Source organism: Fulvimonas soli, from assembly GCF_003148905.1.
In the GTDB taxonomy this organism is placed as follows: Bacteria; Pseudomonadota; Gammaproteobacteria; order Xanthomonadales; family Rhodanobacteraceae; genus Fulvimonas; species Fulvimonas soli.
The window spans coordinates 254,682-273,501 of sequence record NZ_QGHC01000003.1 but is presented as its reverse complement, the minus strand read 5'-3'; the positions used below and the strand labels follow the sequence as shown (position 1 = coordinate 273,501).

Below are 18,820 nucleotides of genomic sequence, written 5' to 3'. Positions count from 1 at the left end.
AACCTCCACGATGAACGCACAGACCCGGCCGTCCACCGTCTTCGACGTGCAGCGCGTGCGCGCGGACTTCCCGCTGCTCGCGCGCAGCGTGCACGGCAAGCCGCTGATCTATTTCGACAACGCCAACACCAGCCAGAAGCCGCAGACGGTGATCGACGCGGTGGACGAGCACTACCGCCGGCACAACGCCAACGTGTCGCGCGCGGTGCACCTGCTCGGCGAGGAGGCCACCGCCGCCTACGAGAATGCGCGCGACCGGCTGGCCGGCCTGGTCAACGCGGCATCCCGCGGCGAGGTGGTGCTCACCTCCGGCACCACGCAGTCGATCAACCTGGTGGCCTACAGCTACGCGCTGCCGAGGCTGCGGCCGGGCGACGCGATCCTCACCACGGTGATGGAGCACCATGCCAACATCGTGCCGTGGCAGCTGGTCGCCGCGCGCGCGGGCGCCACGGTGAAGGCGGCGCCGATCGACGCGCGCGGCGAGCTGATCGTCGAGAAGTACGTCGAGATGCTCACGCCGGAGGTGAAGCTGGCCTGCGTCACGCACGTCTCCAACGTGCTGGGCACGGTCAACCCGGTGCGCGAGCTGGCGCGCGAGTGCCGCAGGCGCGGCATCCCGCTGCTGGTGGACGGCTCGCAGGCGGTGCCGCACCGGCCGGTGGACGTGCAGGCGCTGGGCTGCGACTTCTACGCCTTCACCGGGCACAAGATGCTCGCGCCCACCGGCACCGGCGCGCTGTGGGCGCGGCGCGAGCACCTGGAGGCGATGCCGCCGTTCTTCGGCGGCGGCGAGATGATCCGCGAGGTGAAGTTCTCCGGCACCACCTTCGCCGACCCGCCGCACCGCTTCGAGGCCGGCACGCCGAACATCGCCGGCTTCGCCGGCGTGGGCGCGGCGATCGACTACTACGCCTCGCTCGGCTTCGAGGCGGTGCACGCCTGGGAGCAGCAGCTGCTGGCCTACGCCACCGCGCGCCTGCGCGAGGTCCCGGGCCTGCGCCTGTTCGGCGAGGCGAAGGAGAAGGAGCCGGTGATCTCCTTCCTGGTCGAGGGCGCGCAGGCCACCGACCTGGCCACCCTGCTCGACCTGGAGGGCGTGGCGGTGCGCTCGGGCCACCACTGCGCGCATCCGCTGATGCAGTTCTACGGCGTGCCGGCCACGCTGCGCGCCTCGCTGGCGTTCTACAACACGCTGGAGGAGGTCGACGCCTTCGTCACCGCGCTGCTCAAGGTGCGCAGGCTGCTGATGTGAGCCGCGCGGCGGCGGGCACAGGCGCCGCGCGCCGCATTATCATGGCGCGATGACGACCACGAACCTCGCTTTCCGCACCGCCGGTCCCGCCGACGTCGCCGCCGTGGTGGCGCTGGTGGAATCGGCCTACCGCGGCGATTCCGGCCGGCGCGGCTGGACCACCGAATCGGACCTGCTCGACGGCCGACGCACCGACGCCGCCGGCGTGGCGCAGATCATCGCGCAGCCGCACGGCCGCATCCTGCTGGCCGAGCGCGACGGCCGCCTGCTCGCCAGCTGCCACGTCGAGCGGCAGGGCGAGGTGGGCTATTTCGGCATGTTCGCGGTGGACCCCGCGCAGCAGAACGGCGGCGTGGGCAAGCGGGTGCTGGCCGAGGCCGAGCGCATCGCGCGCGAGGAGTGGGGCTGCCGCGCGATGGAGATGACGGTGATCGTGCAGCGCGAGGAGCTGATCGCCTGGTACGGCCGCCGCGGCTACCGGCGCACCGGCGTGTTCAAGCCGTTCCCCTACGGCGACGAGCGCTTCGGCATCCCGCGCCGCGACGACCTGCGCTTCGAGGTGCTGGCGAAGGAGCTCGCCGGGGTGCCCGCGTGAGCCTGGACGGCTGGATCAAGGTCGGCACGCGCAGCGAGCTGCTGCCCGGCGAGTTCCGCGTGGTCTACGACGGCGGCACGCCGATCGCGGTGTACAACATCGACGGCGACCTCTACGCGGTGGAGGACGTGTGCACCCACGACGGCGGCGACCTCGCCGGCGGCGAGGTGCACGGCTTCGAGGTGGAGTGCCCGCGCCACGGCGCGCGCTTCGACCTGCGCACCGGCGCGGTGACCCGCCCGCCGGCCTACGAGCCGATCGCCAGCTTCCCGGTGCGCGAGGCCGACGGCTTCATCTGGACCCGCGACGACCGCTGAGAGCCTGTTCACGATCTCCCGACTCCGTGCCGGGAGCCGTCTGCGCGCGGGCCGGGAAAAAGGCATGGACGTCGGTCCACGGCGAAGCGGCATGGCCGGCGCGACGCGACAGTCCCGGCATCGCGGCCGGAGGCCGCTCCCACGGGGGCCTCGCAAGCTTGGTGGGAGCGGCCTCCGGCCGCGATCGACAAGACGCGAGGCCGCCACAGCCTCGCTGCCATGCCCGTCGAGGCCATGTCCCGATGCTGGGTGCAGGGACGGTTTGCGGGGCCGGGCGACGATTCGCCATGCGGCGATGAATTGCGATTGATTCTCATTTTTGGCACTATGGCGGCCGTTTGTGCATCCGCGCGATCCGGCCGCCGGTGGCGTGCCGGCCGCCGGCGGACGCGGGTGACAGGGGCCGCGTGGCGGCCGCCGGACGACGACCACGGGCACGGCGAGGCATGGGCGAGAAACAGGCGGCGCGCGGGCGCGTCCAGGACGGGCAGGCGGGCCGCGCGTTCTGGCTCAAGCAGCTGCACCGCTGGCACTGGATCAGCTCCGCGCTGTGCCTGGTCGGCATGCTGCTGTTCGCGCTGACCGGCATAACGCTCAACCACGCGGCGCAGATCGAGGCCAGGCCGCAGACGCTGCACCGCCAGGCGCAACTGCCCGCGCCGCTGCGGCGCCTGCTGGCCGGCGAGGACGAGCGCAAGGGCGCGCCGCTGCCCGCGCCGGTGGCCGGCTGGATCGGCGGCGCGCTGGGCGTCGGCGTGGACGGCCGCGGCGCCGACTGGTCGGCCGACGAGGTGTACCTGTCGCTGCCGCGCCCCGGCGGCGACGCCTGGCTGAGCATCGACCGCGGGAGCGGCGAGGTGGAGTACGAGCGCACCACGCGCGGCTGGATCTCCTACCTCAACGACCTGCACAAGGGCCGCAACGCGGGCCCGGTGTGGGGCTGGTTCATCGACATCTTCGCGCTGGCCTGCGTGGTCTTCTCCGTCACCGGCCTGCTGCTGCTGAAAATGCACGCCGCCCAGCGCGGCGCCACCTGGCCGCTGGTCGCGTTCGGGCTGGTGCTGCCGCTGCTGCTGGCCCTGATCTTCATCCATTGAGAGAGGAAGCGCCCATGCGTCGCCTGTTGTTCACCATGCCCGCCCTGCTGCTCGCCGCGCCGGTGGCGGCGGCCGACCTCGACGTGACCGTGCAGATCCCGCGGCTGGACGTGGCCGAGTACCACCGCCCGTACCTGGCCGCGTGGATCGAGCGCGAGGACCACAGCGTCGCCGCTCAGCTCGCCGTGTGGTACGCGCAGAAGGAGAGCAAGGAAGGCGCCGGCACCAAGTGGCTGCCGGAACTGCGCCAGTGGTGGCGGCGCGGCGGGCGCGAGCTGCAGATGCCGGTGGACGGCGTCTCCGGCGCCACCCGACCGGTGGGCGAGCAGAAGCTGGCCTTCGAGCAGGGCAAGGCGCCGCTCGGCCAGCTCGCGCCAGGCAAGTACACGCTGGTGGTGGAGGCCGCGCGCGAGGTGGGCGGCCGCGAGGTGGTGCGCGTGCCGTTCCAGTGGCCGGCCGCCGCGCCGCAGCACCTCGGCGCCAAGGGCGGCAGCGAGCTGGGCGAGGTGAAGCTCGACCTCGCGCCCTGAAGCGTTCCCATTTCCGTCCGTTGTTCCGGCGCGCGCGCAGGCGCCGCCCTCGCCTCCAGGAGATTGCCATGCCCAAGCTTTCGTCGAAGTGGACCGTCCTCGCCCTTGCGCTCGCCCTGCCGCTCGCCGCGCAGGCGCACAAGATGTGGATGGTGCCGTCGGCCACCAACGTGTCCGGCGCCGATCCGTGGGTGACGGTGGACGCGGCGGTGTCCAACGACCTGTTCTTCCCCGACCACGTGCCCGGCGACCTGTCGCGGCTGGTCATCACCGCGCCGGACGGCAGCACGGTGGCGCCGGAGAACGCCGCCACCGGCAAGTACCGCAGCGTGTTCGACGTGCACCTCCAGCAGCAGGGCACCTACAGGATCGCGCTGGTCAACCAGGGCGTGTTCGCCGGCTACGAGCTGGGCGGCGAGAAGAAGCGCTGGCGCGGCGAGGCGGCCGAGCTGGACAAGGCGATCCCGGCGGGCGCGCAGCACGTGCAGGTGAGCGAGGCGAGCAACCGCGTGGAGACCTTCGTCACCAACGGCAAGCCCAGCGACGGCGCGCTCAAGCCCGGCGGCAAGGGCCTGGAGCTGGTGCCGGTCACCCACGTCACCGACCTGGTGGCGGGCGAGGGCGCCACCTTCCAGCTGCTGCTGGACGGCAAGCCGGCGCCGGACCTGAAGGTCACTGCCATCGCCGGCGGAACGCGCTACCGCAACGCGCAGGAGGAGATCGAGGCCACCACCGGCAAGGACGGCCGCTTCACCCTCACCTGGCCGCACGCCGGCATGTACTGGGTCAACGCCAGCACGCAGGACGGCAAGACCAGCGTGAAGCAGGCCAGGCAGCGGCGGCTGTCCTACACCGCCGTGCTGGAAGTGCTGCCGCAGTGACGCCCGGCGCCGCCGATCCCGCGGCCGCGCCGGCGCTGCACGCCCTGGCGGGCGAGACGATGGGCACCACCTGGTCGGTGCGCCTGGTCGCGCCGGCCGGGACGGCGCCGGAGCCGCTGCGGCGCGGCGTGCAGGACCAGCTCGACGCGGTCGACGCGCAGATGAGCACCTACAAGCCGCACTCGGCGCTGTCGCGCTTCAACGCCGCGCCCGCCGGCAGCTGGCACGCATTGCCGGAGGCATGCTTCCGGGTGATGGCGCATGCGCTGCGCGTGGCGGAGGACACCGATGGCGCCTACGACCCCACGGTGGGGCCGCTGGTGAACCTGTGGGGCTTCGGCCCGGACGCGCGCGGCGCGCAGCCGCCCGCGCGCGAGGCCGTCGAGGCGGCGCGCCGCCGCGTCGGCTGGCAACGCATCCGCCTGGACCCGGCGCAGCGGCGCGCCTGGCAGCCGGGCGGCGCCTGCGTGGACCTGTCCTCGGTGGCCAAGGGCTACGCGGTGGACCGCGTGGGCCAGTGGCTGGACGCGGCCGGCATCCGCGCCTGGCTGGTGGAGGTGGGCGGCGAGTTCAAGGGACGCGGCCGCAAGCCCGACGGCACGCCGTGGCGCGTCGGCATCGAGCGCCCGCCCGCGGGCGGGCCGCACGAGGCGGAACGGTTCGGCCACGTGATCGCGCTGGACGGCCGCGCCGTCGCCACCTCCGGCGACTACCGCCGCCACTACACGGTCGGCGGCACGCGCGTCTCGCACCACATCGACCCGCGCACCGGCCTGCCGGTGCCGACCGCCGTGGCCTCGGTGAGCGTGCTGGCCGACGAGGCGATGCACGCCGATCCGCTCGGCACCGCGCTCACCGTGCTGGGCGCCGAGCGCGGCCTGGCCTACGCGCAGGCGCGCGGGCTGGCCGCGCTGTTCATCCTGCGCGGCGCGCACGGCTTCGAGGAGCGCATGACGCCCGCTTTCGCGGCGGCGCTGGCGGCGTGAGCCGTCCCGCGGGCAGCCTGCCGCGCGCGGCGCTGGGCCAGGCCCTGCTGCTGGCCCTGCTCGGCGCGCTGGCGCTGTGGCTGCTGGCGCTGCACGTGCGCGGCATGGCCTGGCACGACCCCGGCCGCGTCCGCTGGGCGTGGGCGGCGGCGGCGCTGCTGGCGTGGCTGGTCTTCGTCGGCGTCACCTGGCGGACGCGGCGGCGCGCGGCGCGCGCGGACCGCGCCGCGCTGGCCGGCGCGGACGCCGGCGCGCGCGATGCCGTCGTGGTGGCCTACGCCAGCCAGACCGGCTTCGCCGAGCAGCTCGCGCGCCGCACCGTGCAGAGCCTGCAGGCGGCCGGCGTGCCGGTGCGCGGCGCCGCGCTGGGCGAACTGGACGCGGCGGCGCTGGCGGCGTTGCCGCGCGTGCTGTTCGTGGCCAGCACCACCGGCGAGGGCGACGCGCCCGACGGCGCGGCCGGGTTCGCGCGCCGCTGCCTGTCCGCGCCGGCGGCGCTGGGCGGGCTGCGCTACGGCCTGCTCGCGCTGGGCGACCGCGACTACGCGGACTTCTGCGGCTTCGGCCGCCGCCTGCACGACTGGCTGCAGCGCAGCGGCGCGCAGGCGCTGTTCGATCCGGTGGAGGTCGACAACGGCGACGCGGGCGCGCTGCGCCACTGGCAGCACCACCTGGCCCTGCTCAGCGGTGCCAGCGAGCTGCCGGACTGGCGGCGGCCGGACTACCGCCGCTGGCGGCTGGTGGAGCGGCGCCAGCTCAACCCCGGCACGCTCGGCGGCGCCGCCTTCCATCTCGCGCTGCAGCCGCTCGACGGCGAGCTTGCGTGGCAGGCCGGCGACATCGCCGAAGTGGGGCCGCGCCACGACGGGGCCAGCGTCACCGCGTGGCTGGCGGCCGCCGGCGCGGACGGCGGGGCGGTGGTGGACGACGGCGAGTGCCGCGTGCCGCTGGCCGAGCTGCTGGCGCGCAGCCACCTGCCGCCGCCGGAGGAAGCGCGCGGCCTGGACGCCGCGGCCCTCGCCGCGCGGCTGCAGCCGCTGCCGCACCGCGAATACTCGATCGCCTCGGTGCCGGCCGACGGCGCGCTGCACCTGCTGGTGCGCCGCATGCGGCGCGCGGACGGCACGCCGGGGCTGGGCTCCGGCTGGCTCACCGCCGGCGCGCCGCCAGGCGCGGAGATCGCGCTGCGCATCCGCGCCAATCCCAATTTCCGCCCGCCGGCGAACGACGTGCCGCTGATCCTGATCGGCAACGGCACCGGCATGGCGGGCCTGCGCGCGCTGCTGCGCGCGCGCATCGCCGCTGGCGCCGCGCGGCACTGGCTGCTGTTCGGCGAGCGGCAGGCGGCGCACGACTTCTACTACCACGAGGAGATCGAGGCGTGGCGGCGCGCGGGCCGCATCGAGCGGCTCGACCTGGCGTGGTCGCGCGACGGCGGCGGGCGCGTCTACGTGCAGCACCTGCTGGCGCGCGCCGCGGACGAGCTGCGCCGCTGGATCGACGCGGGCGCCGCGATCCGCGTGTGCGGCAGCCTGGACGGCATGGCGCCGGGCGTGGACGCCGCGCTGCGCGAGGCGCTCGGCGCGGAAGCCGTGGAGCGGCTGCGCGCGCAAGGGCGCTACCGGCGCGACGTGTACTGACCCGTCGCCGACGCCAGGGTCCGATTTCCCAAGCCTTCCACGAAGGCGCCACACGAAAGGCCGGTTATCATCCCGGCCGGCCACGGCTGGCGAGAACGCCAGCCGGACATCCGCGACGCACGCCGCCGATCAAGGTGTAGGAGGGGCGCGGAAGCGGCCTGGACGCGATGAACAAAGCCGCTTCGCAAGGGAGGCCCAGGATGACGCGCTATCTGATCTCGTTCCCGAGCGCCGCGATGGACGTTCCCGCAGGAGCGATCCAGGACGTGGCCGACGCCGCCCATGCGGTCATTCGGGAGGCCAGGGCGGCCGGCGTGTACATCTTCTCTGGCGGGCTGGACGAAGACGCCGGGCCTGTCCTGGTGGCGGTCGACGGGAAGGCCGTCGAGGGAGCATACCCGGAGACGGCGCGGCTCAGCGGTGGCTTCACCATCGTCGACGTTCCCTCGCGGGAGGCGGCATTGGCATGGGCGGCGAGGATCGCGGCGGCCTGCCGCTGCCCGCAAGAGGTCCGCGCGTTCCGGTCCGACCCGCTTGCCTGACAGCGGCGCTGGGCCTGTACCGGGGCTGGAATCCCGCCAATGAGCCGCTGTCGCGCTGCTGGCCGCTCGACACGGTGGCGGCGCGGGCCGGCCCGCTGCTTTCGGCCGCGCTGCACCTGCTGCTGGCGCTCGACCTGCTGGCGCTGCCGGCGACGGCCGGGCGTGCCGCACCATCGGCAAGGGCGGGCGAGCGCCGATGACGGGGCACGGCGGCCGCGCGCCTGCACGCGCGCGACCGTCGCGCCGGTGGCCGCGGGCGGGACGACACGGGGACTGGCGCAATCGCATGCCGATCCGGCGATCGTGACTTCTGGCCTATGCCGCCCGCGCGCATGCCGCACGCTGGCCGCTTGCCACCTGGAGGGGGAACGATGGGGCTTTCGATGATCCGCGGCGGACGAGGTTCCGTCTGGCTGGCGCTGGCCTTCTGGCCGTGCGCGCTTCTGGCGCAGACCGCGCCGCCCGCGCCGGCGCCCGCCGCCAGCGCGGCGCCGGCGGCGGCCATGGCCGACATTCCCTTCGCGTCGCCCACCGCGGCGGCGGTGACCGTGCCAAGCGCGCCTGAAGCCTGGGGCGGCGAGCGCACCGGCCAGGAGGCCACGCTGTCCGACCGCGTGGTCGGCTACCGCATCGCGGCCGAGCTGGACGCGGCCAGGCACGCGGTCAGCGGCAAGGAGCAGCTCACCTGGCGCAACCGCAGCGACCGCCCGGTCGGCAGCGTCTACCTGCACCTGTACCTCAACGCCTTCCAGAACGAGGGCAGCACCTTCTTCACCGAGCGCAAGGTGCTCACCGCGCACGGCAGCTCGCGCGGCGCGGCCACGCTGAAGAAGGGCGAGTGGGGCTGGATCGACCTGAAGTCGGTGAAGCAGGGCGACGCCGCGCTGAAGTGGAGCTTCGTGCATCCCGACGGCGGCCCGGCCACCGACCAGACCGTGGCGCGCATCGACCTGGCCCGGCCGGTGCCGGCCGGCGGCACGCTGACGCTGGACATCGACTTCCTCAGCCAGCTGCCGCGCGTGGTCGAGCGCACCGGCTGGTGGGGCGACTTCAACCTGGTCGCGCAGTGGTTCCCGAAGATCGGCGTGCTGGAACTGGCCGGCGAGCGCGGCGCCACCGCGCCGCGCTGGAACGTGCACGAGTTCCACTTCAACAGCGAGTTCTACGCCGACTTCGGCAGCTTCGACGTCAGCCTCACCGTGCCCGGCGACTACACCGTGGGCGCGGTGGGCGAGCTGCAGGGCCAGCCGCAGCAGGCCGGCGGCAAGACCACCTACCGCTACGTGCAGGGCGACGTGCACGACTTCGCCTGGGTGGCCGCCAAGGGCTACCAGGCGCTGGACGGCGGCTGGCAGGGGCCGGGCAGCCCGAAGGTGGCGGTGCGCGTGCTCTATCCGCCGGAGTACGCCGGCAGCGCGCCGTCGCAGCTCAAGGCCAGCACCGACTCGCTGACCTACTTCTCCGGCACGCTGGGACCGTACCCGTACCGCACGCTCACCGTGGTGGTGCCGCCGTTCAACGCGGCCGAGGCCGGCGGCATGGAGTACCCGACCTTCTACACCACCGAGGGCTACGACAAGGTCGAGCCGGGCACGGTCACCCAGTACATGTCCGACTTCGTCACCATCCACGAGTTCGGCCACGGCTACTTCTACGGGCTGCTCGCCTCCAACGAGTTCGAGGAGCCGATGCTGGACGAGGGCCTCAACGAGTACTGGGACCAGCGCATGCTGCGCGAGCGCAAGCAGGACATCGCGTTCAGCACGTCGTTCCTGAAGGCGATCGGCTTCACCCCGTCGCTCGGCGGCTTCGCGGTGGAGCGCATGGGCGCGGACCTGAAGCAGCCGGCCGACCCGCTCGGCCAGAACGCCTGGGACCGCTTCTCCAGCAGCAGCTACGGCACGGTGTACACGCGCACCGCCACGGCGATGCACGACCTGGAGGAGCGCCTGGGCAAGGACGTGCTGGAGCGCGCCTTCAAGGAGTACTACCGGCGCTGGCACTTCCGCCATCCGTCGGTGGCCGACCTGCGCGCGACTCTGATCGACGTGTCCGGCGACGCCAGGGACGTCAACCAGGTGTTCGACCAGTACGTCTACGGCACCGCGCGCATCGACGACCGCGTCGCCAGCCTCGACGTCGCCGAGGTGCTGCCGGCCGCCGGCACCGAGCTGAAGGACGGCAAGCGCGGCGATGGCGACAGCGCCGCGCTCGCCAAGCAGATCGCCAAGCAGCGCGAGGACTGGAAGAAGGCCCATCCGAAGGCCAAGCCGGGCGAGGGGCCGTTCCCGTGGCGCAGCACGGTGACGGTGTTCCGCGACGGCGCGCCGGTGCCGCAGCTGCTGCGGGTGAGCTTCGCCGACGGCAGCCACGAGGACGTGCGCTGGAACGACGACCGCCGCTGGGCGCGCTTCGAGTTCACCAGGCCGAGCAAGGCGGTGTCGGCCGAGCTGGACCCGGAGCGGAAAATCTACCTCGACGCCAACAAGCTCAACGACAGCCGCACGCTGGAGGCCGACGGCAGCGCCGCACGGCGCTGGACCGACGACGTCGCCTCGCTGCTGCAGGCCTTCTACTCCTTCCTGGTGACCCTGTGATGGCATACAACAACGCTCGACGGGTGGATGCCGGCGCGCTGCTGCGCGCCCCGCTGATGGCCATGCAGTGGCGCCTGCTGCTGCTGTGGCTGCTGTTCCTGCTGCTGCCCACGGCGATCGTGGCGCTGCCGCTGTGGCAGGCGCTGGGCGGCCTGCTCGACCATTCCGTGCACGCGGCCGCGTGGGCGCGCCGGCTCGACGGCCTGGCCTTCGGCGACCTGATGCGCGGCATGGGCGAGGGCGGCGGCTGGCTGCACGGCGCGGGCCTCGCGGCGACGCTGCTGACCCTGCTGCTGGCGCCGTTCCTGGCCGGCATGGCGGTGGCCGCCGGCCGCGCCGGCCGCACGCTGGGCTTCAACCAGCTGGTCCAGTGCGGCGTGATCGAGTACGGCCGCATGTTCCGCCTCGCGCTGTGGTCGCTGCTGCCGTATGCGGTGGCGCTGGGCGTCGCCGGCGTGCTGTTCGGCGTCGCGCACAAGCACGCCGACCGGGCGGTGCTGGAAAGCCAGGCCGACGCCGCCCGGCGGGCGGCGCTGTGGGGCAGCGCGGTGCTGTTCGTGCTGGCGCACGCGGTGGTGGAGTCGGCGCGCGCCGCCTTCATCGCCGACGCCGGGCTGCGCTCGGCGACCCGCGCGCTGGGCCGCGGCTTCGCGCAGCTGCTGCGCCGGCCGCTGAGCACGCTGCTGAGCTACCTGCTGATCAGCGCGGTGGCCTACGCGGCGGCGATGGCCTTCGGCGTCGGTCGCGTGAACACGCCGCCGCTGGGCCTGGGCGGCTTCCTGCTGGCGCTGCTGCTGACCGAGCTGGCGGTGGCGGCGGTGGGCTGGGGACGCATCGCGCGCCTGTTCGCGCTGGCCGAGGTGAGCCGCTCGCTGGTCGCCTCGCGCCGGGGCGGCGGGTTGCCGCCGGCGCTGTAGGGCGTCCGGCGGCGCAAGGCCGGCGCGTTTTTGGAGCCTGTTCGCGCGCTCCCGTGCCTCGCGCCGGGGGCGTCTGCGCGCGGGCAGGGAAGCGCGAGGGAGTGGGTGCCGGTCCGCGCCGGCGCGGCGGGCGCGGCGAGGGTCCGGTCATCGCGGCCGGAGGCCGCTTCCGCAAGGCTGGCGAGGCTCCTGTGGGAGCGGCCCCCGGCTGCGATCAGCCCGACGCGAAGCCGCCAGCAGCCTCGATGCCAGGCCCGTGCCGGGTCGTCCGGTTGTCTTGGGCAGCAACGCCCGTTCAAAGTCCGTCGCGCGGAGATCATGGCGATGCGCCATGGCGACCGACCGGCAGGCTGCACCAGCGGGAATGGCGGACAGGAACGCCGTTGCGAACCGGGTTCGCCTCGCCATCGGCTTGCCGCCGGCCCCGATCGAGGGCAACGCGCGGTTCAGGCCTCCAGCTTCGCCAGCACCAGCTCGCCGCCGCCTTCCAGACGCACGCGCCCGCCGGGCGGCGCCTCGATCCACAGGCTGTCGCCCGGCGCCAGCGCCGCGCGCTCGGCGCCGGCCTCCACCGCGGCGCGTCCGGCCAGCAGGTGCGCGAACCAGCGCCGGCCGGGCTCGGCCGGCAGCAGCATCGCGCCGTTCAGCGGGCGGGCGATCAGCTCGCCCTGCGCCGTCCCGCGCAGCATCAGGTTGAAGGCGCGCGTCGGCCCCTCGGGCAGCCGCGCCTGCGGCGCATCGGCGCCGTCGAAGCGCGCCACGGCCAGGCGCAGCAGGACCTGCTCGCGGCCGTCGGGAAAGCGCAACGCCAGCGGGGCGTCCAGCGGGGCGAGCTGCCGGCGCACGCCGGGCAGGACCGAGAACGGCGCGTCGCGCTCGATCCGCGCGATGCTGAGCCGCCATCGCCAGTCCGCAGGCGCGGGGCCGCAGGCCAGCTCGACGGTGGAGCCCGCGCCGTTCGGCCACGGCTGCTCGCGCCGCGCCTGGTCCGGCAGCGGGTGCAGCACGCTCATGCCGTGGCGCGGCGTTGCTCGCGCTGGGGCGGGTAGTAGGCGAACACGTGGTTGTGGCTGCCGAGGAAGTCCATGTCCTCGATGTGCTCGCCGCCGAGCCGCTCGGCCACGCGGTCGGAGGCCTCGTTGCCGATCCGCACCAGGCTGATCACGCGCCTGGCGTGCAGGCGGCGCCAGGCGAAGTCGAGCACGGCCTGGCCGGCCTCGGTGGCGTAGCCGTGGTGGCGGTACCCGGGCCGCAGCATCCAGCCCAGTTCCAGGTCGGGCCAGCCCTCCGGGCGCATCAGGCCGGCGCGGCCGATGAAGGTGCCGCCGTTCTTCAGCTCCAGCGCCCACATGCCATAGCCGCGCAGCTGCCAGTGGCCCAGCAGCATGGCCAGCGAGCGCCAGGCGCCGGTGCGGTCCAGCGGCTCGCCGTCGCCGATCCAGCGCGTGCTCTCCGGGTCGGCGAGCATGGCGGCGTAGTCGTCGAAGTGGCGCTCGGCCAGGGGAACCAGGCGCAGGCGCGCCGTTTCGAGGGTGAAGGTGTCGGGCATTGCGTTTCAGGTGTTTCGCGGGCCGTCGTCCAGCAATCGGCCCAGTTCGCGCACGCTTGAGGCCAGGCTCTCCGCCCAGCCGAAGCCGACGATTTTCCCACCGCTGGCGGCGTCGATAAAGTCCTCGGCCTGGCCGGGCGGCAGCAGGTGGCGGTAGTCCACGGTCAGCTCGGTGCCGGCGGGCAGGTCGCGCCGCGCGAACACGAAGCCCAGGTGCCACAGCCCGGTCGGTTCGAAGCTGTGGTTGATGTAGCACTCGTCCGGCCAGTCCGGCGAGAGCGTGTAGCGGTCCTCGAACCAGCGCGCGCTGGCGTAGAGCAGGTCCGGGCGGGCGAGGAGCTCCTCCAGCCGGTAGGTGCGGTCGATCGCGTCGGGCGCGGTCACCACGGCGCCGGCGCGCACCGGCTCGTCGAGGAACAGGCCCTTGCCGGCGCCGCCGATGGTGGACGCGGCAATGCGGTAACGCGGCAGGATCATGGAAGGTCGGGCGGCTGCGGGACGCGCGAGTGTAGCGCGCGGCCGCTCCCCGCGCCCGCCCAGGGAGCGGCCGGCCGCCGGCCACGGCGCCGGCAGCCGGTCCGCGGGCGGGCTCAGGGCTTGGCGTCGGCGGCGGCCTGGCCCTTCTTCTTGCCGCTCTTGTGAGCGCCCTTGGCGGGAGCGTCCGCCGCCGGCCTGCCGCCGGCGTCGGCGAGCAGGATGGCGTCGCGGTTGCGCTCCAGCGTGGCCTGGCCGATGCCCTTGACCTGGCCGAGCTCGTCGACGCTCTTGAACGGTCCGTGCGCCTCGCGGTAGGCGACGATCGCCTGCGCCTTGGCCAGGCCGACGCCGTCCAGCGCGTCGGCGATGGCGGCCGCGTCGGCCTTGTTGACGTTCACCGGGGTGGCGGCGAAGGCGGGCAGGGCGAGCGCGCAGGCGAGCGCGGTCGCGGCGAGGATTCTGGCGAACATGGATTCCTCCTTGAATGTCGGTGGGAAGGTGGATGCGCGGCCGGAGCCGCCCGCGCACTCTGCCTGCGCGCCCGCGCGGTTGCCGTCGGCGTCCGGCCTGGCGTGACCCGCCGCGACGGCGCCGGCTGGCGTCGGTCGGCGCCGACGCCGCTGTCGGCGGCCGCCCGGTGGGCCGCTGCTACAATCGGCTTTTCGCCAGACCACGAGGAGCCGCCCATGGACACCGCCCGCCTGACCCGTTTCGTGAGCGGCCTGTGGGACGAGGAGATCGTGCCGAAGCTGGTGGAATACATCCGCATTCCCAACAAGTCGCCGATGTTCGACAAGGACTGGGTGGCGCACGGCTACATGGACGACGCGGTGGCGCTGCTGTCCGGCTGGGCGCAGTCCAAGCTCGCCGCGCTGCCCGGCGCCACGCTGGAGGTGGTGCGGCTGGAAGGGCGCACGCCGCTGATCTACATCGAGGTGCCGGGCGAGGGCGACGACGCCGTGGTGCTGTACGGCCACCTGGACAAGCAGCCGGAGATGACCGGCTGGGCCGACGGCCTGGGCCCGTGGACGCCGGTGCTCAAGGGCGACAAGCTGTACGGCCGCGGCGGCGCCGACGACGGCTACGCCATCTTCGGCTCGCTGGCCGCGCTGCTGGCGCTGCGCGAGCAGGGCGTGCCGCACGCGCGCTGCGTGATCCTGATCGAGGCCTGCGAGGAATCCGGCAGCTACGACCTGCCGCACTACGTCGACCACCTGGCGCCGCGCATCGGCAATCCCTCGCTGGTGGTGTGCCTGGACTCCGGCTGCGGCAACTACGACCAGCTGTGGCTGACCACCTCGCTGCGCGGCATGACCGGCGGCGAGCTGACCGTGCAGGTGCTGGAGGAGGGCGTGCACTCGGGCGACGCCTCCGGCGTGGTGCCGTCCAGCTTCCGCATCCTGCGCGAGCTGCTGGGCCGGCTGGAGGACGAGCGCACCGGCCGGATCAAGCCGCAGGAGCTGTACGTGGAGATCCCGCCGCAGCGCGTCGAGCAGGCGCGCCGCGCGGCCGATGTGCTGGGCAGCGCGATCTACGACAAGTTCCCCTTCGTCGAGGGCATGAAGCCGGTCAGCGACGACCTGGTGGAGCTGGTGCTCAACCGCACCTGGCGCCCGCAGCTGGCGGTGACCGGCGCCGACGGCCTGCCGCCGCTGGAGAGCGCCGGCAACGTGCTGCGCCCGAAGACCGCGGTGAAGCTGAGCCTGCGCGTGCCGCCCACGCTCAGCGGCGCCAAGGCCGGCCAGTTCCTCAAGCGGTTGCTGGAGCAGGACCCGCCCTACGGCGCCAGGGTGACGTTCAAGCTGGAGAAGGACGGCAGCGGCTGGAACGCGCCGCAGCTGCAGCCCTGGCTGGAGCAGGCGGTGGCGGAGGCCTCGCGCAACTACTTCGGCGCGCCGGCGGCCTACATGGGCGAGGGCGGCTCGATCCCGTTCATGGGCATGCTGGGCGAGAAGTTCCCGCAGGCGCAGTTCCTGATCACCGGCGTGCTCGGCCCGCACTCCAACGCGCACGGCCCCAACGAGTTCCTGCACATCCCCACCGGCAAGAAGGTGAGCATGGTGGTGGCCGAGGTGGTGGCGAGGCACTACGCGCAGGGCGCCAAGGGCTGAAGCGCGCTGCTCTTCTCCCTCTCCCCGGCGGGGAGAGGGCCGGGGTGAGAGGGGCCAACCTCGCGGGAACCTTGGCAAGGGCCATGGCGTGCCACCCGCCCGCTTCCGCAGGCCCTGCCCCCTCATCCCGGCCTTCTCCCCGCAGGGGGGAAGGAGCGAAGCCTCGAAGATGCGCATGTCCATGGACCCGTCCCACCTCTCCGCCAACCTGGCCGACATCCGCCGCCGCATCGCGCAGGCCTGCCGCGAGGCCGGGCGCGACCCGGCCGAGGTGGCGCTGCTGCCGGTCAGCAAGACCTTCGGGCCGGAGGCGATCCGCGCCGCGGTGGCGCTGGGCCTGCACCGCTTCGGCGAGAACAGGGTGCAGGAGATCCGCGACAAGGCCGGCCCGCTGGCCGACTGCGGCATCGCCTGGGTGGTGATCGGCCACCTGCAGACCAACAAGGCGAAGGACGTGGCGCGGCTGGCCAGCGAGGTGCAGTCGCTGGACCGCCCGGAGCTGGCCGAGGCGCTGCAGCATCGGCTGGAGATCGAGGGCCGCGAGCTGGACGTGCTGGTGCAGGTGAAGACCTCGCCCGAGGAGAGCAAGCACGGCCTGCCGCCCGCGGCGCTGGAGGGCTTCCTGGAGCGGCTGCGCGACTTCCCGCGCCTGCGCGTGCGGGGCCTGATGACGATGGCGGTGCAGAGCGACGACCCGGCCGCGGTGCGCGCCTGCTTCCGCCGCCTGCGCGAGCTGCGCGACGCCATGCGGGCACGCGGCCACGCGCTGCCGCGGCTGTCGATGGGGATGAGCGGCGACTTCCCGCTGGCGATCGCCGAGGGCGCCACCGAGGTGCGCATCGGCACCGCCCTGTTCGGCCGGCGCTGAGTCGTTCCCGGCGGCCATCGGGCCGATCCATACCGCGACGCAGGTCCCAGATCCGGACGTCAAGGCCGCATGGAGACGGGGCCAGGCGGACGTCCGTCCATCTCTTGTCTTTTGGATCAATGGGTTGCGATGATCCGGAGGGCCGTTCCGGATAACGGAACGGCGGGGTTCAGTTAACCGGGATCGAACAAACGGCCTATGTCGCTTTGCTAAGTTCACGGCTTCGTCACGTCATCCGCCCGGCGGATGGCCGATCCGTTGAACCGCCCAGGGGATTGTCCCGCATGCCGATCCAGCGACTGACCGCCGCCGCCGCGCTGCTCGTAGCCCTGCTGCTCGCCGCCCCGGCCCAGGCCAGCCCCGACACCGCGATCCCCGCGCCTTCCGTCGCCGCCCCCCAGCCGCTGCTCGGCCAGATGCCGGTGCTGAACCCGGCGCAGGCGCTCGCGCAGTCCACCCTGCCGACCGACATCGACCGCCTGCTCCACCTCGACCAGGTCGTGGGCGCGGGCAGCGAGCTGCGCCAGGCGCTGGTGTCGCTGGCGATGCAGCTGCGCGACATCCGCTACGTGCGCGGCGGCCGCGACCCGTCCACCGGCTTCGACTGCAGCGGCTTCGTGCGCTACGTGTTCGCCCACGCGATCGGGCTGGAGCTGCCGGCGAACTCCGCCGCGCAGTTCCTGGCCGGGCTGAAGATCCGCCGCGACGAGATGCAGCCGGGCGACCTGGTGTTCTTCCGCACCGGCCGCCGCGGCATCTCGCACGTGGGCATCTACCTGGACAACGGCCGCTTCATCCACTCGCCCTCGCGCGGCAAGAGCGTGGAGGTGTCCAGCCTCGACGAGGCGTACTGGGCCAAGCACTTCGCCGGCGCGCGCCGGCCCGAGGGCATCGCCCGCAACGGCTAAAGTCCCGTCGCCGCGCCGTCCTTCCGGGAGCCACCTTCGCGGTGGCTCCCGCCGTTTGGGGCCCCGGAAATGCCCGCGCCGCTTGCCTGGCGGGGCGGCGGTCCCCATCTGGAGCCCATCCGTCCCCGAGGAGCCCGCATGTCCCTGCAGCACCTGCTCGATCTGCCCGGCGTCGATGCCGCGCCGGAGGCAGCCACCCGCGGCTACGTGTTCAACCACACCATGATCCGGGTCAAGGACCTGGCCCGCTCGCTGGATTTCTACACGCGGGTGCTCGGCTTCGTGCCGGTGCACAAGCAGGATTTCCCGGAGGCCGCCTTCAGCATCGTCTACCTGGTGCTGCGCGCGGACCGCGCGGGCATTCCCGACGACGACGCGGAGCGCCTGCGCTGGGTGCTCGGCCAGCCAGGCGTGCTGGAGCTGACCCACAACCACGGCACCGAGGACCAGCCGGACTTCCGCTACCACGACGGCAACGCCGAGCCGCGCGGCTTCGGCCACCTGTGCGTGTCGGTGCCCGACGTGAAGGCCGCCTGCGAGCGCTTCGAGCGGCTGGGCGTGCCGTTCCAGAAGCGGCTGGCGGACGGCCGCATGAAGCACATCGCCTTCATCAAGGACCCGGACGGCTACTGGATCGAGATCCTGCAGCCCGCGCCGTTCGCCGGCTGATGCCGGCCGGCCGCGCCGCGGGCGGTTATCCTCGGCCGCGTCTTCCTTGCCCGCCATCCCGGCACAGGGGCCGCCCCGGACCCGATCCGGGCGGGAACCCAGCGAAGCGCCCGGAACGGGTTTTGCGCGCTTCGCGCGAAGGACCGGACCGGCTTCCGGCCCGCGCCGGCATGACGGCCGGCAGCCGCGCGAGCGGCGACGCGAACGTACCGCCCCGAACCCGCCAAGAGCACCGACCATGCCGACCCGCCTGCCGCCCGTCACCCGCAACCTGCTGATCGCCAACGTCGCCGTGTTCCTGCTGCAGTGGCTGCTGCCGGGCCTGCTCGACCGCTGCGCGCTGTGGCCGCTGGACAGCGGCTACTTCGGCGTCTGGCAGATCGTCACCAACGCCTTCATGCACGCCAACTGGGAGCACCTGCTGTTCAACATGTTCGCGCTGTACATGTTCGGCGGCGCGATCGAGACGGCGTTCGGCAGCCGGCACTTCACCGTCTACTACTTCGTGTGCCTGGCGGTGGCCTCGGTGCTGCAGCTGCTGGTGCTCAAGTATTTCCTGCACGACGCGCTGACCCCCACGGTGGGCGCCTCCGGCGCGATCTTCGGGCTGCTGCTGGCGTTCGGCATGCTGTTCCCGCACGAGAAGCTGATGCTGATCTTCCTGCCGATCCCGATGCCGGCCTGGCTGTTCGTGGCCGGCTACGCCGCGGTGGAGCTGTTCTCGGGCGTCACCGGGCTGATGCCGGGCGTGGCGCACTTCGCGCACCTGGGCGGCATGCTCGGCGGCTGGGTGCTGATCCAGTACTGGCGCGGCCGGCTGCCGGTCAAACCGCGCCGCCGCCTGCTACGCTGAGCGTTCTTTCCTTCGAGGGCGGGGACTC

The 18,820-nt window shown here is 73.5% G+C and carries 21 protein-coding genes; 17 read left to right on the top strand and 4 right to left on the bottom strand.

Features of this window, described 5'->3' with window-relative positions; all coding sequences use genetic code 11:
• Positions 1 to 10: 10 nt before the first annotated feature.
• The 12 genes from C7456_RS05185 (at position 11) to C7456_RS05135 (ending at position 11,357) form a co-directional block, all read left to right on the top strand.
• Positions 11 to 1,255: a cysteine desulfurase gene (locus C7456_RS05185; protein ID WP_109722695.1), complete on the top strand. Its 1,245-nt coding sequence runs from the start codon at positions 11 to 13 to the stop codon at positions 1,253 to 1,255.
• A gap of 49 nt (positions 1,256 to 1,304) precedes the next feature.
• The gene (locus C7456_RS05180) at positions 1,305 to 1,850 is read left to right on the top strand and encodes a GNAT family N-acetyltransferase (protein ID WP_109722694.1); all 546 of its coding nucleotides are present in this window, start codon (positions 1,305 to 1,307) and stop codon (positions 1,848 to 1,850) included.
• 2 nt (positions 1,851 to 1,852) lie between these two features.
• Positions 1,853 to 2,167, top strand: coding sequence for a non-heme iron oxygenase ferredoxin subunit (locus tag C7456_RS05175; RefSeq protein ID WP_109722795.1), 315 nt, complete (start codon positions 1,853 to 1,855; stop codon positions 2,165 to 2,167).
• A 446-nt stretch (positions 2,168 to 2,613) separates the two neighbouring features.
• Entirely contained in the window at positions 2,614 to 3,264 is a 651-nt protein-coding gene (locus C7456_RS05170) for a PepSY-associated TM helix domain-containing protein (RefSeq protein WP_109722693.1), read from the top strand.
• 14 nt (positions 3,265 to 3,278) lie between these two features.
• Complete coding sequence (locus C7456_RS05165; RefSeq protein ID WP_109722692.1) at positions 3,279 to 3,794, top strand: DUF2271 domain-containing protein; 516 nt, start codon at positions 3,279 to 3,281, stop codon at positions 3,792 to 3,794.
• Positions 3,795 to 3,862: 68 nt separating this feature from the next.
• Complete coding sequence (locus tag C7456_RS05160; RefSeq protein WP_109722691.1) at positions 3,863 to 4,675, top strand: DUF4198 domain-containing protein; 813 nt, start codon at positions 3,863 to 3,865, stop codon at positions 4,673 to 4,675.
• Positions 4,676 to 4,734: 59 nt separating this feature from the next.
• Positions 4,735 to 5,661, top strand: a complete 927-nt coding sequence (locus C7456_RS05155) for an FAD:protein FMN transferase (protein WP_109722794.1) — start codon at positions 4,735 to 4,737, stop codon at positions 5,659 to 5,661.
• Positions 5,658 to 7,301 (top strand): sulfite reductase subunit alpha, encoded by a 1,644-nt coding sequence (locus tag C7456_RS05150; protein WP_245889775.1) that lies wholly within the window; start codon positions 5,658 to 5,660, stop codon positions 7,299 to 7,301. Before C7456_RS05155 ends, C7456_RS05150 begins: the two co-directional genes overlap by 4 nt.
• Positions 7,302 to 7,501: 200 nt before the next feature.
• Positions 7,502 to 7,843 (top strand): YciI family protein, encoded by a 342-nt coding sequence (locus C7456_RS05145; RefSeq protein WP_109722690.1) that lies wholly within the window; start codon positions 7,502 to 7,504, stop codon positions 7,841 to 7,843.
• Positions 7,768 to 8,043 carry a hypothetical protein gene (locus C7456_RS16800; protein ID WP_139942803.1) on the top strand — a complete coding sequence of 92 codons (276 nt, stop codon included), beginning with the start codon at positions 7,768 to 7,770 and terminating at the stop codon, positions 8,041 to 8,043. The genes C7456_RS05145 and C7456_RS16800 overlap by 76 nt, the downstream gene beginning before the upstream one ends.
• Before the next feature lie 171 nt (positions 8,044 to 8,214).
• Entirely contained in the window at positions 8,215 to 10,440 is a 2,226-nt protein-coding gene (locus C7456_RS05140; protein ID WP_245889774.1) for a M1 family metallopeptidase, read from the top strand.
• Positions 10,440 to 11,357 carry a hypothetical protein gene (locus C7456_RS05135; RefSeq protein ID WP_109722688.1) on the top strand — a complete coding sequence of 306 codons (918 nt, stop codon included), beginning with the start codon at positions 10,440 to 10,442 and terminating at the stop codon, positions 11,355 to 11,357. Before C7456_RS05140 ends, C7456_RS05135 begins: the two co-directional genes overlap by 1 nt.
• A gap of 446 nt (positions 11,358 to 11,803) precedes the next feature.
• Here the strand turns inward: C7456_RS05135 and C7456_RS05130 are convergent, their stop codons facing one another.
• The 4 genes from C7456_RS05130 to C7456_RS05115 form a co-directional block, all read right to left on the bottom strand.
• Positions 11,804 to 12,370, bottom strand: a complete 567-nt coding sequence (locus C7456_RS05130; protein ID WP_109722687.1) for a HutD/Ves family protein — start codon at positions 12,368 to 12,370, stop codon at positions 11,804 to 11,806.
• Entirely contained in the window at positions 12,367 to 12,906 is a 540-nt protein-coding gene (locus tag C7456_RS05125) for a GNAT family N-acetyltransferase (protein WP_109722686.1), read from the bottom strand. The genes C7456_RS05130 and C7456_RS05125 overlap by 4 nt, the downstream gene beginning before the upstream one ends.
• A 6-nt stretch (positions 12,907 to 12,912) precedes the next feature.
• On the bottom strand, positions 12,913 to 13,383 hold the full coding sequence (locus C7456_RS05120) for an SET domain-containing protein-lysine N-methyltransferase (RefSeq protein WP_109722685.1): 471 nt from the start codon (positions 13,381 to 13,383) through the stop codon (positions 12,913 to 12,915).
• Between the two features lie 113 nt (positions 13,384 to 13,496).
• Positions 13,497 to 13,853 carry a ComEA family DNA-binding protein gene (locus tag C7456_RS05115; RefSeq protein WP_109722684.1) on the bottom strand — a complete coding sequence of 119 codons (357 nt, stop codon included), beginning with the start codon at positions 13,851 to 13,853 and terminating at the stop codon, positions 13,497 to 13,499.
• Positions 13,854 to 14,069: 216 nt separating this feature from the next.
• Between C7456_RS05115 and C7456_RS05110 the strand changes: the two genes are divergently transcribed.
• The 5 genes from C7456_RS05110 to C7456_RS05090 all read left to right on the top strand — a co-directional run bounded on the left by C7456_RS05110 (position 14,070) and on the right by C7456_RS05090 (position 18,792).
• The gene (locus C7456_RS05110; RefSeq protein WP_109722683.1) at positions 14,070 to 15,494 is read left to right on the top strand and encodes a M20 family metallopeptidase; all 1,425 of its coding nucleotides are present in this window, start codon (positions 14,070 to 14,072) and stop codon (positions 15,492 to 15,494) included.
• Positions 15,495 to 15,675: 181 nt separating this feature from the next.
• A complete protein-coding gene (locus tag C7456_RS05105) occupies positions 15,676 to 16,362 on the top strand; it encodes a YggS family pyridoxal phosphate-dependent enzyme (protein WP_109722792.1) in 687 nt (228 codons plus the stop codon).
• Positions 16,363 to 16,646: 284 nt separating this feature from the next.
• Complete coding sequence (locus tag C7456_RS05100; protein ID WP_109722682.1) at positions 16,647 to 17,270, top strand: C40 family peptidase; 624 nt, start codon at positions 16,647 to 16,649, stop codon at positions 17,268 to 17,270.
• Between the two features lie 138 nt (positions 17,271 to 17,408).
• A complete protein-coding gene (gene gloA, locus C7456_RS05095; RefSeq protein WP_109722681.1) occupies positions 17,409 to 17,939 on the top strand; it encodes a lactoylglutathione lyase in 531 nt (176 codons plus the stop codon).
• 238 nt (positions 17,940 to 18,177) lie between these two features.
• The gene (locus tag C7456_RS05090; protein WP_109722680.1) at positions 18,178 to 18,792 is read left to right on the top strand and encodes a rhomboid family intramembrane serine protease; all 615 of its coding nucleotides are present in this window, start codon (positions 18,178 to 18,180) and stop codon (positions 18,790 to 18,792) included.
• The last annotated feature ends 28 nt before the right edge of the window (positions 18,793 to 18,820 follow it).

Bases quoted from the DNA above. Each gene is read 5' to 3' on its own strand.
- C7456_RS05185 (WP_109722695.1), top strand. From the start codon at position 11: ATGAACGCACAGACCCGGCCGTCCACCGTCTTCGACGTGCAGCGCGTG.
- C7456_RS05180 (WP_109722694.1), top strand. From the start codon at position 1,305: ATGACGACCACGAACCTCGCTTTCCGCACCGCCGGTCCCGCCGACGTC.
- C7456_RS05170 (WP_109722693.1), top strand. From the start codon at position 2,614: ATGGGCGAGAAACAGGCGGCGCGCGGGCGCGTCCAGGACGGGCAGGCG.
- C7456_RS05165 (WP_109722692.1), top strand. From the start codon at position 3,279: ATGCGTCGCCTGTTGTTCACCATGCCCGCCCTGCTGCTCGCCGCGCCG.
- C7456_RS05160 (WP_109722691.1), top strand. From the start codon at position 3,863: ATGCCCAAGCTTTCGTCGAAGTGGACCGTCCTCGCCCTTGCGCTCGCC.
- C7456_RS05155 (WP_109722794.1), top strand. From the start codon at position 4,735: ATGGGCACCACCTGGTCGGTGCGCCTGGTCGCGCCGGCCGGGACGGCG.
- C7456_RS05145 (WP_109722690.1), top strand. From the start codon at position 7,502: ATGACGCGCTATCTGATCTCGTTCCCGAGCGCCGCGATGGACGTTCCC.
- C7456_RS16800 (WP_139942803.1), top strand. From the start codon at position 7,768: ATGGGCGGCGAGGATCGCGGCGGCCTGCCGCTGCCCGCAAGAGGTCCG.
- C7456_RS05140 (WP_245889774.1), top strand. From the start codon at position 8,215: ATGGGGCTTTCGATGATCCGCGGCGGACGAGGTTCCGTCTGGCTGGCG.
- C7456_RS05135 (WP_109722688.1), top strand. From the start codon at position 10,440: ATGGCATACAACAACGCTCGACGGGTGGATGCCGGCGCGCTGCTGCGC.
- C7456_RS05130 (WP_109722687.1), bottom strand. From the start codon at position 12,370: ATGAGCGTGCTGCACCCGCTGCCGGACCAGGCGCGGCGCGAGCAGCCG.
- C7456_RS05125 (WP_109722686.1), bottom strand. From the start codon at position 12,906: ATGCCCGACACCTTCACCCTCGAAACGGCGCGCCTGCGCCTGGTTCCC.
- C7456_RS05120 (WP_109722685.1), bottom strand. From the start codon at position 13,383: ATGATCCTGCCGCGTTACCGCATTGCCGCGTCCACCATCGGCGGCGCC.
- C7456_RS05115 (WP_109722684.1), bottom strand. From the start codon at position 13,853: ATGTTCGCCAGAATCCTCGCCGCGACCGCGCTCGCCTGCGCGCTCGCC.
- C7456_RS05110 (WP_109722683.1), top strand. From the start codon at position 14,070: ATGGACACCGCCCGCCTGACCCGTTTCGTGAGCGGCCTGTGGGACGAG.
- C7456_RS05105 (WP_109722792.1), top strand. From the start codon at position 15,676: ATGGACCCGTCCCACCTCTCCGCCAACCTGGCCGACATCCGCCGCCGC.
- C7456_RS05100 (WP_109722682.1), top strand. From the start codon at position 16,647: ATGCCGATCCAGCGACTGACCGCCGCCGCCGCGCTGCTCGTAGCCCTG.
- gloA (WP_109722681.1), top strand. From the start codon at position 17,409: ATGTCCCTGCAGCACCTGCTCGATCTGCCCGGCGTCGATGCCGCGCCG.
- C7456_RS05090 (WP_109722680.1), top strand. From the start codon at position 18,178: ATGCCGACCCGCCTGCCGCCCGTCACCCGCAACCTGCTGATCGCCAAC.